Genomic DNA, 15,024 nt, shown 5'->3' on the forward strand with positions numbered 1-15,024 from the left:
GAGAACCAGCACGAGAACCGGACGCGACGGAACCGGTGCCAAGCACGACAGGTGAGTGAGGAAAGAACGCATGCCCCGACAGGCCGATCACGACCAGCGCCGCCGCCAGATCGCCGAAGCCGTCTGGCGGCTGGCCTGCCGGCGCGGCCTGGAAGACGTCACCCTGCGGCAGGTGGCGGCCGAGGCCGAAGTCTCCGTACGCCTGGTCCAGTACTACTTCGGCAACCGCGACGGGCTGCTGCTGACCTCGCTGGAAATCCTCAACGCCGACGCCGGGAAGCAGGCCCGTGAGCGCATCGAAGCCGCCGAGGACGAGCCGACCCCGTACACGCTCGTTCGGGGAGTCCTGCTGGAGATGCTGCCGCTGGACGAGGAGCGGCGGACCCGGCATCTGGTCTACGCCGCGTACTTCGTACGTTTCCTGACCGACGAGAACCTCGCCGCGGTGGCCCGGGACGCCCCGCCCGAGATGGAGAGGCTGGTCGCCGGCCTGATCGTCCAAGGCCAGGAGGCGGGCCAGGTGCCGCCGGAGATCGACCCGGAGCCCGAGGCCGAACTGCTGCTGGCCGCCGCCGAGGGCCTGCAGACCGGCGTCCTGCTCGGCCAGCGGACTCCTGAGCAGGCCGTGGCGCTGCTCGACCACCAGCTCGACCGGGTCTTTCCGGGCGTACGGGCGGCCGGCGGATAGGGGCGGGTGTCCTCATGGGCGGGGCGCCGTCATGGGCGGGGCGAGCGCCGTCATGGGCGGGGCGGGTCGCCTCATCGGGTGAGCGGCCCCGCCCGCCGCCTACCCGCCGTGGCCGCTCACAGCTCGCGCACCACCACGTCCAGCGCCCACGCCTTGCCGCTCTTGCCCGGGGCCTGCGCCTCCACCACGTAACCCAGCTCGCGCAGCGCCTCCACCAGCTCGGCCGGTCCGGCCGGCGTGCACCCCGCCGTCAGCAGGTCACGCACCAGCCGCCCCTTGGTCGCCTTGTTGAAGTGGCTGACCACCGAGCGCTTCTCCACCCCGTCCACGGTCCTGGCGTGCAGCACCCGCACCGTCGCCGTACGCCCCGCGACCTCGCCCTTGGGCTTCCAGGCCGTCGCGTACGCCGCCGACCGCAGGTCCAGCACCAGCCCGGACCCGGCGGCCCGCGGCATCACCTCGGCCATCGGCGTCCGCCAGTACGCGCCCAGCGCACCCAGACCCGGCAGCTTCACACCCATCGAGCACCGGTAGGAGGGGATCCGGTCCGTGATCCGTACCGCGCCCCACAGCCCGGAGAAGACCAGCAGCGAGGCTTCGGCCAGGTGCCGCGCCTTGGCGTCCAGCGTCGCGAGCCCCAGCGCGTCGTAGAGCACCCCCGTGTAGATCTCCCCGGCCGGCCGCGTCCCGGCCTCGCGCAGCGCGGCGTTCTTGGCGACCTCGCCCCTGAGCCCCTCGCTCAGCCCGAGGACCTCACGCGCCTTGGACTCGTCCGCCGCACACAGCTCGACCAGCTCCGCCAGCACCGTCTCGCGAGCCGGCGTCAGGTCCGGCAGCGACAGCGAGCCCGTGTCCAGCGGGGCGCCGGCCCCTCCGGCGGCCTTCCCTTCGGACGGCGGCAGCAGCACGAGCACGGTGGTTCTCCTTCATGGCGGTACGGAACGGGGGCGGGGCCGGGACGACCGGGGCGGCCCCACCGAACCCTACGACCTGCCCGGCGCCCCCACGTGCCCGTACCCCGTGTCCCGTCCGTACCCCCTGCCCCGCCGCCACCGTGCCGGTCGCCGCCGCCCGTCCTAGGCTCGGTCCATGCCCCGTCGTCATATCCATGTGACCGACGCAGCCGAGGCCCCCCTGAGCGCGGCGCTGCGCCGGCTGCGCATGAGACTGGACGTGCACGGGGAGTTCCCGGCCACGGCACGGGCCGAGGCCGAGAGCGCCGCCCACCACCCGCGCCTCCCCACGGCCGGGGCCGCCCACGCACCGGACACCACCCACGCACCCGCCGCCACCCCCCACATCCCCGCCGCCTCCCGCGCCCCCGAGATCCCACACGCCGCGGAGACCGCCGACGCCACCGACCTCCCCTTCTTCACCATCGATCCCCCCGGCTCGATGGACCTGGACCAGGCGATGTTCCTCTGCCGGCGCCCCGGCGGCGGCTTCCGCGTGCACTACGCCATCGCCGACGTCGCCGCCTTCGTCACCCCGGGCGGCGCCCTGGACGCCGAGGCCCACCACCGCGTACGGACCCTGTACTTCCCCGACGAGCGCGTGCCGCTGCACCCCCAGGTCCTGAGCGAGGACGCCGCCAGTCTGCTGCCCGACCAGGACCGTCCGGCCGTCCTGTGGCAGCTCGACCTGGACGCGTACGGAGCGCTGCAAGCCACCTCCGTACGCCGCGCCCTCGTACGCTCCCGGGCCCGGCTGGACTACGCGGGCGTACAGCGGGCCCTGGACTCCGGGAGGGCGGAGGAGCCGCTGGCCCTGCTGCGCACCATCGGCCTCTTCCGCGAGGAGCTGGAGGTGGCCCGGGGCGGCATCTCGCTCAACGTGCCCGAACAGGAGATCATCGAGCACAACGGCGGCTACACGCTCGAATACCGCGCCCCGCTCCCCGCCGAGGGCTGGAACGCGCAGATCTCCCTCCTGACCGGCATGGCCGCCGCCGAACTCATGCTGGCCTCCGGCACCGGCATCCTGCGTACGCTGCCCACCGCCCCGGACGGCGCGGTCGCCCGGCTGCGCCGTACCGCCCACGCCCTGGGCATCGACTGGCCTCCGCACACCTCCTACGCCGCCCTGATCCGCACCCTGAACCCGCGCGGCGCGGCCCATGCCGCCTTCCTCCAGGAGTGCACCACCTTGCTGCGCGGCGCCGGCTACACCGTCTTCGACGGCACCCCGCCCGCCCCCGCCGACGCCCTGCACGCCGCGGTCGCCGCCCCCTACGCCCACACCACCGCTCCGCTGCGGCGCCTGGTGGACCGCTACACCGGTGAACTGTGCCTGGCCGCCTCGGCCGGCACCGAGCCGCCGCAGTGGGTCCGCGGCGCGCTGCCCGGGCTGCCCGCCGAGATGGCGGCGGGCGACCGGCTGGCCGGCCAGGTCGAGCGGGAGTGCGTCGACCTGGTCGAGGCCGCGCTGATGAGGGACCGTGTCGGGGAGCTCTTCGACGCGTACGTCATCGACGTACAGGAGAAGAATCCGGGCCACGGAACGGTCCACATCGACAACCCCGCCGTCGTCGGCCGCCTCGAAGCCGACCCCGCCGGACCGCCGCTGCCGCTGGGCCACCGTCTGCGCGTACGCCTGGCCGCCGCCGACCCCGGCTACGCCCCGGTCCGCTTCATCCCGGCCTGACCCGCCCCGGCCCTCCCCGCTACCCCGTCACCCCCGCTATCCCGTCACCCCCGCTGCCCCACCACCGGCCGCACCCCTCCCTGAACTCCCTCCCGAGTCGCCTCCCGGATCGCCGCGACCGCCCCCGCGCGTCATCCGCGTGGAACCGCACCGTACGCACTTCCTCTTCCTGCCCCAACAGCCGTACCGCAACGACCGGTTCGGCCAGTTCGACCGTCACGGACGTCTGCCCGGCGACCGCCAGCTCCAGTACGCCTTCCCCCGCCGCGCCCCGCCCGTCCTTCGAGAACCGCAGGTCGTACCGTACGGACGCGATCCGCTCCAGCGGTATCCACAGATCCATCCGGGCCCCTTGGCGGATCCGCAGCCCGTCCGCCGTCAGCACATGCGGCCGGGTGACGGCGGCGGCATGTACTCCCAGCACCATCAGCACCGTGTACACGTCCAGTACGAGCATCACCAGATGCACCACCGGCATCTCGGCGAGCAGAACCGCCATCCCCACCGTCTCCACGACGCACACGAACGTCATCCCGTACAGCAAGACCGCCTGCGTCCCCGCGTACCGGATGGCGTGATCCCCTTCACCCACCCCGTGCCGCCGCCGCACCAGCCACAGCGCCAGACTCGCCAGCCACCGCCCCTCGTGCGCGAGCAGCCGCCGCCCCGCGCCCCCGTCACCCCGTCCGCTCACCAAAACCACCGTCCTTCCCACCACACCCGCGCCCGCGCCACCGCGTCAGCCATCCCGTACTCCCGGTAACCGTTGGCGCGTCGCTCGGGCTCCGGCAGCAGCCCCAGGTGGTGGTAGTGCCGTACGGCACGCGTACTGACCCCGGCCGGCGCCGCCAGCTCCCCGATCCTCATGACGACCTCCCGCGGACCAGTAGAAACCTTGTCGCTACGACAAGGTCAACCCTCCGCCCGGGCGGCTGAGCCCCCGCTCCCGCCAGGTACCATGGTCCATACGGCGGACGAGCCGGCCGGGCGGTCGCGTGGGGATCATTCGATCCCCCCGAGGAACGTCCGGGCTCCACAGGGCAGGGTGGTGGGTAACGCCCACCCGGGGTGACCCGCGGGACAGTGCCACAGAAAACAGACCGCCGGGGCCGCAAGGCTCCGGTAAGGGTGAAACGGTGGTGTAAGAGACCACCAGCCTCCGAGGTGACTCGGAGGGCTAGGTAAACCCCACCTGGAGCAAGGTCAAAAGGGGGCACCCCGGTGCTCCTGCGCGGACGTTCGAGGGCTGCCCGCCCGAGTCCGCGGGTAGACCGCACGAGGCTGCCGGCAACGACAGCCCTAGATGGATGGCCGCCTCCCCTGGGCCCGCAAGGCCCCAGGGAGACAGAACCCGGCGTACAGGCCGACTCGTCCGCCACTATGGCCCTGACCAGGCAAAACACCCTGGGAGGGGCCACTGTGCGTCGTCTGGCCATTCCCTCCCCGACCTGCGGTTTTCCCGCGACTTCCCGCGCGATTGTGCACTGGTTGTGCGCGCTGTCCCTCGGGGCGTCGGGGCGCGCCGTACGCCGTCGGGCTGTGAGCGGCGCGGGCGGGAGCCCTCGGCACAGCACCGAAACATGGGAACGGGGACACCGCGCGTCAGCGGGACGTTGAGGGAGCTCTTCTGGCGCCGTGGCAGTGGGGCGGTGTTATCGGAGGCCGTGGCGGTCGAGGCGCTGGATGAGGCCGGTGCGGCGTCGATGGTCCTCGCGCAGGCGCGCCAGGCGCTGGTCGAAGTCGGCGGGCCGTCCGGTGTGGGCGCAGGCGTCGCGCAGTTCCGCGAGGAGGGCGGCGGCCACTTGGCTGGGGGCAATGTCCGGCTGGCTTGTTCTGGTGGTGGGTCGGTTGGTGCGAGGGGCGACTCAAGTGGTGGGGTGGGGGCGCGGCCGTGGAGGGTGCGGCGGGTGGTGAGGGGGTTCGTAGGTGTGAGGGTGTGGGCGGGTGAGGGGTGGACGCGCGCGGCCCGGCGGGACGGGGTGTCCTGCCGGGCCGCTGTCGGAGGCGTCGGTTGCCGGTCGGCGCTTGAACTCAGCGCTCGAACTCAGCGCTTGAATCAGCGCTCGGATCTAGTGCTTGAAGGCGTCCTTGGCCTTTTCGGCGGCCTGGCGCAGATTGCCCTTGGCCTTCTCGGCACGCCCCTCGGCGGTCCGGCTCTCGTTGCCGACCGCGCGTCCGGCGGCTTCCTTCGCGGCGCCCTTGGCCTGCTCGGTCTTGGCGGCGGCCTTGTGCTGCCCGGTCATGGTGTCACTCCTCAAAGGTCGAGGTGTTCCTTGACAAGGGTCCGCCTCCCCGGCAGCCGCGCGGGCAAACCTCCCTTTTCGGAAGATGTCCTGGCTTGGGTCCCGACTTGGGTCCGGGCTTTTGTCCGGGCTTTTGTTCCGGTTCAGGAGGACTGGGCCTCGTTGTAGAGGTTCTTCGCGTCGTCACCGAAGTACGGCCCGAACATCCTGTTGGGCAGGAAGGTGTAGCCGAAGCTGTTCACCGAGGACTGCAGGCCCGCACCGGCGGACTCGTCGAAGTCCGTGAACCAGGGGCCGCCGCTGGAGCCGCCGGTCATGTTGCAGGCCATGCCGTGGTCGGTGGAGAACAGCGGGTCCTTCATGGTGTTGCCGCTGCAGTAGATCAGCTTGGTGCCGTCGTACGGGGCCGCGGCCGGGTAACCGAAGGCGTACATCGGCTTGTTGTAGCCGGTGTTGAACGCCACGCCCTGGCCGCCGACGACATCGGTCAGCCGGTTGCCGCCGGCCGGGGCGACGACGGCCGCGCCGATGTCGTAGTTGATGTTCTCGCTCGCCGTCCACTGGGGCGTGCTCAGGGTTTTGCTCGCCGTCCACCTGCCGTACGGGGCCTGGCCGTCGTGGTACCCGGGGACGAAGACCCAGTCGGTGTGCCAGGAGCCGTTGAGTTTCACGCAGTGCCCGGCGGTGAGCACGGTGCTCTTGTTGGCGCTGGTGACCGCGTCACCGGAGCAGGAGGCCGTACGCCCCTGATAGGTGAAGAACACCCGGCCGACGGTGTACTCGACCGCTCCGTCATCGGTCCAGGGCCCGCCCGGCTGCGGGAAGGAGGCGGCTTTGGAGGAGGTGGAGCGTGCGGGGCGTGTGGGGCCAGAGGTGAGCGGGGTGCCTCGGGGGACGCGTTCCCGGGTGGCCTCGGGGGTCACGGTGAGCAGGTCCAGGGGCGTGGCCCGGCGCATCCGCTCGGCGGTCCAGAAGGCGGCGGCCCGGGACCGGTCGGCAGGGGAGAACGTATGGGACGGCGCGGTGGCGGCCGGGGGAGTGGCACCCGCGGCCCCGGCGCTCCCGGTGGCCGAGGAGGCGGTCGCGGCGCCGGCCGTGCCGGTCTGGAGGGCCGCGACGAGCAGGGTGCCGGTGGCCAGCAGGGCTCCGAGGGCCGTACGGGACGCGGCGCGCCGCAGACGCGGGCGCGCGCGGTGGCCGGAGCCTTCGCGGGCGGCACGGGAAGCACCGGGAGAACGAGAAGCGCGGAAAGTACGGGAAGCGCGGGAAGCAGCGGTTCGTATCACGCGTAACTCCTTCTGCGATGACCGCGCGGTGTGCCACACGGCCGTGAGGAACGTGGCCGCGGGTTCGGCGGCCCGGCAGATGAGCGGTGCGGACGGAACGTGCGAAGGGGCGTGCGGATCGGAACGTGCGGAGGAACGTGTGGGGACGGGCCGGCGCTGGGGTGGTGAGGGCGGTGCGGGCGTCGTGTGAGGAAGGGTGCCACCGGATGCGTGCACTGTCAGGAGCGCGTCATCAGGAAGCCCTGAGAAGTCCGGAAACATATCCCTGAGGGCGGGCCGGGGCCCGCCCTCACCCCCGTGCGCTGTATCCCGCTCGCCGTTACGCGGCGTCCGGGATGGCGGTGGCGGTTCCGCTCACGTGCGAGCGCGGATCGCCGTCGCGCAGCTCGACGGTGAGCAGCCCCGGCCGGCCGAGGTCGTGGCCCTGGTGGACGGTGAGCGTGGCCGGCGCGGTGACCAGGCCCAGCGTCCTGGCGTACGCGCCGAGCGCCGCTGCCGCCGCGCCGGTGGCCGGGTCCTCGACCACCCCGCCGACCGGGAACGGGTCGCGGGCGTGGAAGATGAACTCGCTCTCCCGCCAGACCAGTTGGAGGGTGGTCAGGTCCAGTCGGCGCATCAGGGCGGCGAGCCGGTCGAAGTCGTAGTCGAGGTCGGCCAGGCGCTCGCGGGTGGCGGCGGCCAGGACCAGGTGCCGGGCGCCCGCGTAGGCGATACGGGGCGGCAGCGCCGGGTCCAGGTCGGCGACGGACCAGTCAAGGGCGGCCAGCGCCTCGGTGAGGTCGGCGCGCGAGACGTCCTCGATGCGCGGTTCGACGCTGGTGAGGGTGGCGCGCAGGGCGCCGTCCCGCTGCTCCACCGTCACCGGTACGGTCCCCACGCGGGTGGCGAGGAGCAGATCGCCCGGGCCGGTCCGCTCGGCCAGCGCGACGGAGGCGGCGACCGTGGCGTGCCCGCAGAAGGACACCTCGGCCAGCGGGCTGAAGTAGCGCACCGTGAAGGCGCGGCCGGGCTCGCCCAGGCCCTCCGGGGGTGCCGTGAGGAAGGCGGTCTCGGAGTAGCCGAGGCGGGCGGCCACGGCCGTCATGGCGGCGTCGTCCAGGCCGGTGGCGTCCAGGACGACACCGGCCGGGTTCCCGCCCGCGGGGTCGTCGGAGAAGGCGGTGTAGCGCAGGATCTCGACGTCCGGGGCGGTCATGGTCTGAGCGCCGGCACGCGGGGCGCCTTGTGTGGCGGCGTCGTGTACGGCGGTGTTCTGCGGGGCGGCGTCCGTGCCGGGGTTCTTGATCGTCACGGCCGGGACAACTCGCTGGACGCGCCGGGCTATTCCCGTGCCCGTGCGGTGCCGACGTCTGCGGCGCCTGGGAGGTCTGTCATGACTGCGGGGTCTGTCATGACTGCGACGCCTACGGGGTGTGGAACCGTTTGAGGACGGCGGACTTGGCGGAAGCGAACTCCTCGGCGGTCAGAATGCCGTCGCGGTGCAGCTCACCCAGCTCCCGCAGCCGGCGCAGCAGCGCGTCGTGATCCTCGCCGCCACCAGTGCCGCCCCCGCTACCACTGGAATCATCGTCCGCATCGGTGGCTTTGCTCAACACGGGCGCCGGCCGGGAACCGGCCACGGCGTCCGTACCCGCGTCCGTACCGGTACCCGCCTTCCCCGACGGGTGCGGCAGCCGTGCCGCGACCGCCGCCGCCAGCAGCGCGGTGGTGCCGCTCTCCTTCTTGAAGCCCCACAGTTCGATGCTGTTGGGATCGTGCTCCGGCTCGGGATGGGGTGCCACGCCCTTCGGACGGAAGCGCAGAAAGCCGGACTCCAGCCCGACGGCGGCCCGCCACTCCACCCCCTCCAGCTCGGCGAGCGTGAAGTCCCGGGCGCCCGCCTGCTTCTTGGCCTCGCTGGTGTACCATCGCCAGTCGATGTGGACCCGGTCGCCGTCGAAGGTCGCTGTCCCGTCCACCCCGGTGGCCAGCAGCGGCACGGCGGGCCCGGGCAGCAGGTAGCGGTCGGCCGGCCCGTCCGGCACCTGCCCGATCGCCAGTGCCTGCCGCACCTCGTCGGCGAAGTACTCCGCGACGCCGGAGCGCCCGGGGTCCACGGCCACCTGGTACGGGTTGGCGTCAGCCGGCAGCCCGCCGCCGGTGACGTACAGCAGGGGGTCCGCGCCGTCCCGCAGGCGCAGCCGCAGCCGGCCTCCCTTGCGGGCCGGTTCGTAGGCGATGCCGGCCAGGGCCGCCAGTGGTACGGACACCTCGCCGAGGTCCTGCCGCAGCCGGTGCACCCCGCGCTCCCGGCCGGGGACGATCCGTACGACGTCGCCGTCGAAGACCCATGTGCCGTCGCGCACCATCAGTTCCGCCATGCGGCGCATCCTACGGAACCGTACGGAGGCCGCCCCGCCCCGGCACCGCTCACCACCGGAGCGCAACCGGTCCGGCACCGGCACCAGCGCCGATCCCGGTGGGGCACCGACGCCGATCCCGGTCCCGGTGCCGGCCTCAGTCCCGGTGCCGGCTTCGGCCCCGGTGCCGTGATTGTCCCGGGGCGTCCGTTGCGGGCGCAGTCCTCATCCGTTTGTCATGCATGCGACGTGTACGGGTCGGCCCGGCGCCGCCCGCCGCCACTGCAATCGCCCACGACAGGGCGACAACACCAGCCAGTGGAGGGCCGGATGACCCACAGAGGTCGGCACGCACAGGACGCACCCCATGACCAGCAGCTCCGGGCCGCCGCCGCACACCTGGGCCGCCGCCGCTTCCTGACCGTCACCGGCGCCGCGGCCACCCTCGCCTTCGCCACCAACCTGCCGGGCACCGGCACCGCGTACGCCGCCGAGGCCGACCCCAGGAAGATCGTCCGCAACCCCTTCACGCTCGGAGTCGCCTCCGGCGATCCGCTGCCCGGCTCCGTCGTCCTGTGGACCCGGCTGGCCCCGAGCCCGTACGAGCCGGGCAACGGCATGCCGGACGCACCGGTCGCCGTCCGCTGGGAGATCGCCCACGACGAGCGCTTCCGGCGGCTCGCGGGGCGCGGAGTGGCCCGTGCGCACCCGGAGTTCAACCACAGCGTGCATGTCGAGGCCACCGGCCTGGCCCCCGGACGCGCGTACCACTACCGCTTCCGGGCCGGTGACTGGACCAGCCCCGTCGGCCGTACCCGCACCGCGCCCGCGCCCGGCGCCCGGCCCGCCGGGATGAAGCTGGCGGCCGTCTCCTGCCAGGCGTACCACGACGGGTATTTCACCGCCTACCGGCACCTGGCGCAGGAGGACGTCGATGTCGTCTTCCACCTCGGCGACTATCTGTACGAGTACCCGGTGAACTCCGCCGGCGGCGCCCGGAAGTACACCGACCGCGTACTGCCCGGCCACTTCAACCGGGAGACCGTCACGCTGGAGGACTACCGGCTGCGCTACGCGCTCTACAAGTCCGACCCCGACCTGCGGGCCGCGCACGCCGCCCACCCCTTCGTCGTCACCTGGGACGACCACGAGGTCGAGAACAACTACGCGGGTGACATCAGCGAGGACGGCCTGCCGCCCGCCGAGTTCCTGGTCCGCAGGGCCGCCGCCTACCGCGCGTACTGGGAGAACCAGCCGCTGCGCCGCCCGCAGCGCCCGCACGGGCCGAACCTGCGGCTCCACCGGCGCATCCACTACGGGCGGCTGGCGCAGTTCGACATCCTGGACACCCGGCAGTACCGCTCCGACCAGGCGTACGGCGACGGCTGGCACGCGCCGGGACCGGAGTCGGACAACCCGGCGCGCACGATGACCGGCGCCGCACAGGAGCGCTGGCTGATCGAGGGCTGGCGCGGCTCGCGGGCGCTGTGGAACGTCCTGCCGCAGCAGGTCACCTTCGCACAGCGGCGGGACTCCACCGGGCCCGGGTACCAGGTCAGCATGGATGCCTGGGACGGCTATCCGGCCTCCCGCGCACGGGTCCTGGCGGGCGCGCGGGCCGCCGGGGCGGACAACCTCGTCGTCCTCACCGGGGATGTGCACGTCCATTACGCCATGGACATCAAGCGGGACTTCAGGGAGGAGAAGTCGGCCGTCGCAGGCGTCGAGTTCGTCACCACCTCGATCGCCAGCGGCAAGGACGGGGCCGACCGGCCGGCCAACTGGGGCAAGCTCATGGCGGCCAACCCGCACATGAAGTTCTACAACGGGCGCCGCGGCTATGTGACCGTCACGCTCGACCGGGAGAAGGCCCGTGCCGACTACCGGACCGTTCCCTTCGTCACCCGGCCCGGCGCGCCGGTCACCACCGCCGCCTCGTTCGTCACCGAGGCCGGCGCCCCGGGACTGAAACCCGCGTGAGGGCATGACGGTGCGGGGCATGACGGTGCGGGGCAAGGCTGTGCAGGACATGGCTGTGCAGGACATGGCTGTGCGGGGCAAGACGATGTGATGGGCGCGAATAACTCCGTGATGCGGGTGGTGCTCACGTGACAACATGGTGTCGCCATCAATGAAACATGGAGACACTCATGACGGACCCCGGCTCCCGCCCGGCCGAGCCCCAGGACAGCCCTCCGATAGTTGAGCGGGAGGCGGCAGCCGCGCCCTCGCCCCCCGCGCCCTCACCCTCCGCGCCCGCCGCCCGCCGTACGAGCCTCCTGGTCACCTTCGCCCTCGGCGGCCTGAGCGCGGTACCGCCGCTCTCCATGGACATGTACCTCCCGGCCCTGCCGGAGGTCACCACCGCGCTGCACAGCCCGGCCGCCACCGTCCAGCTCACCCTGACCACCTGCCTGGCGGGCATGGCGCTGGGTCAGATGATCGTCGGCCCGATGAGCGACAAGTGGGGGCGCCGCCGCCCGCTGCTCGCCGGCATGGTGATCTATGTGCTGGCCACCGCCCTGTGCGCACTGGCCCCCAACGCCGAACTCCTCATCGCCTGCCGTCTCGCGCAGGGCCTGGCGGGCGCCGCCGGCATCGTCATCGCGCGGGCGGTGGTCCGCGACCTGTACGACGGCGTGGCGATGGCCCGCTTCTTCTCCACCCTCATGCTCATCTCCGGCGTCGCGCCCGTCGTGGCACCGCTGATCGGCGGTCAGATCCTCCAGGTCACCGACTGGCGCGGCGTCTTCGTCGTCCTGACCGTGGTCGGGGTGCTGCTCACCCTCCTGGTCTGGCGCACGCTGGAGGAGACCCTGCCGCCCGGGCGACGGCAGTCCGGCGGGCTGGGCGGGACCCTGCGCACCATGCGCGACCTGCTCGCCGACCGTGCCTTCGCCGGCTATCTGCTCGTCGGTGCCTTCGCCTTCGCCGCGCTCTTCGCGTACATCGCCGCCTCGCCCTTCGTGATGCAGGAGATCTACGGGGCCTCACCGCAGGTCTTCAGCCTGCTCTTCGGCATCAACTCGGTCGGGCTGGTGGTCGTCGGGCAGATCAACGGCAAGGTGCTGGTGGGCCGGGTGAGCCTGGACCGGGTGCTGGGCATCGGGCTGGTGGTCATCACGGTTGCGGCGGTGGCCCTGCTGCTGATGGCCTCGGGCGTCTTCGGCACGGTCGGGCTGGTGCCCATGGCGGCCGGGCTGTTCGTCCTGATGGCCGCGATGGGCCTGGTCATGCCCAGTACGAACACCCTGGCACTGCTGCGTACGCCGCACGCGGCCGGGTCCGCCTCGGCGCTCCTGGGTACCTCCACCTTCCTGTTGGGCTCGGTCGCCTCCCCGCTCGTGGGCATCGCGGGCGAGGACACCGCCGTGCCGATGGCGCTGGTGCAGCTCGCGTGCGGCGTGTTGGCGCTGGTGTGCTTCCTGGGGATGTGCCGTCCGTGGCAGCGTGGCGAGTCCGCCATGGACGAGCAGGCCACGGACGAGCGGATCACGGACGAGCCGGCCCCGGTCGAGCCCGCCACGGACGGGCCGGCCGCGGACAAGCAGCCCGCGGGACAACAGGCCACGGAGAGGACCAGGAGCTGAACCCCCCGGAGCACGCCGCCACCGTCCCGCCCGCACCCGTGCTGCGCGACGGCACTCCGGCCGAGGCCGGGCTGGATCCGCTCTGGACCGACCGGCTCGTACGGGGCGTACGCGAACTGCCCGAGGGGCGGGACCCCTGGTGCGCGGGCGTGGTCGTCCTGGCCGGGCGGGGCCCGGTGGTGGCGGTCCAGGAGGCGGCGGGCCGGGCGGTGCGCTACGAGAGGTACGACCCGGGCGCCGGGCGCGGGGTGGAGCTGCCGCCCAAGGAACAGGAGCCCACGCGGGTCGGCACCGTCTTCGACCTGGCCTCGCTGACCAAGCTGTGCACCGCCGTCGCCGCCCTCCAGCAGGCCGAGCGGGGGACGCTCGGGCTGGACTCCGAGGTCGCCGGGTGGCTGCCGGCCGTCGCCCCGGGGATCACGGTCCGCCACCTGCTCACCCACACCTCCGGCCTCCGCCCCGAGCTGCCCTTCTACGCACACCCCGGCCGCCGGAACCAGCTCGCGCTGCTGTGGCGGGAGACGGCGGCCCCCCAGGTGCCGCCCGGCGGCCCGTACCTCTACTCCGACCTCAACCTCATCGTCCTGCAACTGGTGCTGGAGAAGATCACCGGGCGGCGGCTGGACCGTCTCGTCCGCGAGGGGATCACCGGCCCGCTGGGCATGGACCATACGGCGTACGGGCCGCTGGCCCCGGCCGGGGTGGCCGCGACCGAGGACCAGCGGCGGCCCTGGGCGAAGGCGGACCGCGGCCCGCTGCGCGGCGAGGTGCACGACGAGAACGCCTGGGCGCTGGGCGGCGTCGCCGGGCACGCCGGGCTGTTCTCCACGGCCCGGGACCTGGCGGTGCTGTGCCGGGCGCTGCTCAACGGCGGCACGTACGGCACGGCGCGCATCCTCGGGCCGCGGTCGGTGGCGGCGCTGCTGGACCCGCCGGGCCTGGGCTTCCGGGTCGACCAGCCGTCCTTCATGGGTGAGTTGGCCGGGCGCGGCGCGGCGGGGCACACCGGGTTCACCGGGACGAGCCTGGTGCTGGACCGGGCGACGGACACCTTCCTGGTGCTGCTCGCCAACACGGTGCACCCCCGGCGCGGAAGCGGTGACAGCACACCTCGGGCCGCGGCGGCCACCCGGCTGGCCAGGGCGGCGGGCATCCGTACGGCCCGGTAACCGGGGCCCGCCGCGCGGGGCCGTAAAATTGCCCGAATGCACGACGAACTGCGCGCCGCCCTGGCCGGCCTGCTCGACGGCCTGCCGCCCAAGCAGGCCGCGCAGGCCGTCGACCGCCTCATCGCCAACTACCGGGGCCGTACCCCCACCGACGCCCCGGTGCTCAGGGACCGCGCGGACGTCGCCGCGTACGCCGCCTACCGCATGCCCGCGACCTTCGAGGCCGCCCGCAGCGCGCTGACCGCCTTCGCCGTACGGGTGCCGGGCTGGACGCCCGCGGCCCACGTGGACATCGGCGGCGGTACGGGCGCGGCGACCTGGGCCGCGGCGGCCACCTGGACGGGCCACCGCAGCACCGTCCTGGACTGGGCCGGACCCGCGCTGGAACTGGGCCGGGAGCTGGCGCAAGGCGTGCTGCCGGACACCCGGTGGCAGCGGCAGGTCATCGGCGAGGGGATGACCGTCCCGGAGGGCACCGACCTGGTCACCGTCTCCTACGTGCTGGGGGAGCTGCGTGAGGAGGCCCGGCGGGCGGTCGTGGACGCGGCGGCCGGCGCCCGCGCCGCCGTCCTGATCGAGCCCGGCACCCCGGACGGCTATCTGCGCATCCGGGAGGCCAGGGAGCAGCTCGTCGCCGCCGGACTGCGGATCCTCGCCCCGTGCCCGCACAGCGGCCGGTGCCCGATCGTGCCGGGTGAGGACTGGTGCCACTTCGCGGCCCGGGTGAGCCGTTCGTCGCTGCACCGGCAGGTCAAGGGCGGTTCGCTGCCGTACGAGGACGAGAAGTTCAGCTACGTCGCGGCGGTCCGGCCACAGGTGGCGGAACAGGCGCAGCCGCAGGCCACGGCTGCCGACGCCGCTGGATCCGACGCCGTTCCCGGCGCCACCGGGTCCGGCGCCGCGCCCGCCCCCTCCCGCATCGTCCGCAGGCCGCAGCTCCGCAAGGGGCAAGTGCTGCTGGATCTGTGCACCCCTGAGGGGCTGCGGCGCGAGACGGTGACCAAGCGGCACGGTGACCGGTACCGCGCGGCCCGCGACGCGGAGTGGGGCGCCGAGGCGCCCTGAC

At 73.3% G+C, this 15,024-nt stretch carries 12 protein-coding genes, 1 other RNA gene and 1 pseudogene; 7 read left to right on the forward strand and 7 right to left on the reverse strand.

Annotated features, from left to right (window positions below):
- Positions 1-70: 70 nt before the first annotated feature.
- Positions 71-688, forward strand: a complete 618-nt coding sequence (locus tag KGS77_RS26375; protein WP_242585627.1) for a TetR/AcrR family transcriptional regulator — start codon at positions 71-73, stop codon at positions 686-688.
- Between the two features lie 116 nt (positions 689-804).
- Here KGS77_RS26375 and yaaA read toward each other — a convergent pair whose 3' ends face one another.
- The gene (gene yaaA, locus KGS77_RS26380; protein ID WP_242585629.1) at positions 805-1,602 is read right to left on the reverse strand and encodes a peroxide stress protein YaaA; all 798 of its coding nucleotides are present in this window, start codon (positions 1,600-1,602) and stop codon (positions 805-807) included.
- A gap of 175 nt (positions 1,603-1,777) precedes the next feature.
- Here yaaA and KGS77_RS26385 point away from each other — a divergent pair, with 175 nt between their 5' ends.
- Positions 1,778-3,331, forward strand: a complete 1,554-nt coding sequence (locus KGS77_RS26385; protein WP_242585631.1) for an RNB domain-containing ribonuclease — start codon at positions 1,778-1,780, stop codon at positions 3,329-3,331.
- Positions 3,332-3,350: 19 nt separating this feature from the next.
- Here KGS77_RS26385 and KGS77_RS26390 read toward each other — a convergent pair whose 3' ends face one another.
- Together KGS77_RS26390 and KGS77_RS26395 are read right to left on the reverse strand one after the other, a co-directional pair.
- Positions 3,351-4,025 carry a hypothetical protein gene (locus KGS77_RS26390; protein ID WP_277994270.1) on the reverse strand — a complete coding sequence of 225 codons (675 nt, stop codon included), beginning with the start codon at positions 4,023-4,025 and terminating at the stop codon, positions 3,351-3,353.
- A 23-nt stretch (positions 4,026-4,048) separates the two neighbouring features.
- Positions 4,049-4,198: pseudogene (locus KGS77_RS26395) on the reverse strand (MerR family DNA-binding transcriptional regulator); the annotation flags it as partial.
- Between the two features lie 108 nt (positions 4,199-4,306).
- Here KGS77_RS26395 and rnpB point away from each other — a divergent pair.
- Positions 4,307-4,706, forward strand: an RNA gene (rnpB, locus tag KGS77_RS26400) — RNase P RNA component class A.
- Between the two features lie 694 nt (positions 4,707-5,400).
- Here rnpB and KGS77_RS26405 read toward each other — a convergent pair.
- The 4 genes from KGS77_RS26405 to KGS77_RS26420 form a co-directional block, all read right to left on the reverse strand.
- Positions 5,401-5,574, reverse strand: a complete 174-nt coding sequence (locus KGS77_RS26405) for a CsbD family protein (RefSeq protein WP_242585633.1) — start codon at positions 5,572-5,574, stop codon at positions 5,401-5,403.
- Between the two features lie 143 nt (positions 5,575-5,717).
- Positions 5,718-6,752 carry a peptidase gene (locus KGS77_RS26410; RefSeq protein WP_242587696.1) on the reverse strand — a complete coding sequence of 345 codons (1,035 nt, stop codon included), beginning with the start codon at positions 6,750-6,752 and terminating at the stop codon, positions 5,718-5,720.
- 427 nt (positions 6,753-7,179) lie between these two features.
- Positions 7,180-8,055, reverse strand: coding sequence for a PhzF family phenazine biosynthesis isomerase (locus KGS77_RS26415; RefSeq protein ID WP_242587697.1), 876 nt, complete (start codon positions 8,053-8,055; stop codon positions 7,180-7,182).
- Positions 8,056-8,263: 208 nt separating this feature from the next.
- Positions 8,264-9,220, reverse strand: a complete 957-nt coding sequence (locus KGS77_RS26420; protein WP_242585635.1) for a DUF4429 domain-containing protein — start codon at positions 9,218-9,220, stop codon at positions 8,264-8,266.
- Positions 9,221-9,529: 309 nt separating this feature from the next.
- Here KGS77_RS26420 and KGS77_RS26425 point away from each other — a divergent pair, with 309 nt between their 5' ends.
- The 4 genes from KGS77_RS26425 (at position 9,530) to KGS77_RS26440 (ending at position 15,023) form a co-directional block, all read left to right on the forward strand.
- Complete coding sequence (locus KGS77_RS26425; protein ID WP_242585637.1) at positions 9,530-11,179, forward strand: alkaline phosphatase D family protein; 1,650 nt, start codon at positions 9,530-9,532, stop codon at positions 11,177-11,179.
- A 170-nt stretch (positions 11,180-11,349) separates the two neighbouring features.
- Complete coding sequence (locus tag KGS77_RS26430) at positions 11,350-12,789, forward strand: multidrug effflux MFS transporter (protein ID WP_242585639.1); 1,440 nt, start codon at positions 11,350-11,352, stop codon at positions 12,787-12,789.
- A 38-nt stretch (positions 12,790-12,827) separates the two neighbouring features.
- Complete coding sequence (locus KGS77_RS26435) at positions 12,828-13,958, forward strand: serine hydrolase domain-containing protein (RefSeq protein ID WP_242585641.1); 1,131 nt, start codon at positions 12,828-12,830, stop codon at positions 13,956-13,958.
- A gap of 36 nt (positions 13,959-13,994) precedes the next feature.
- On the forward strand, positions 13,995-15,023 hold the full coding sequence (locus KGS77_RS26440; protein WP_242585643.1) for a small ribosomal subunit Rsm22 family protein: 1,029 nt from the start codon (positions 13,995-13,997) through the stop codon (positions 15,021-15,023).
- The last annotated feature ends 1 nt before the right edge of the window (position 15,024 follow it).

It is taken from the genome of Streptomyces sp. MST-110588 (assembly GCF_022695595.1).
In the GTDB taxonomy this organism is placed as follows: domain Bacteria; phylum Actinomycetota; class Actinomycetes; order Streptomycetales; family Streptomycetaceae; genus Streptomyces.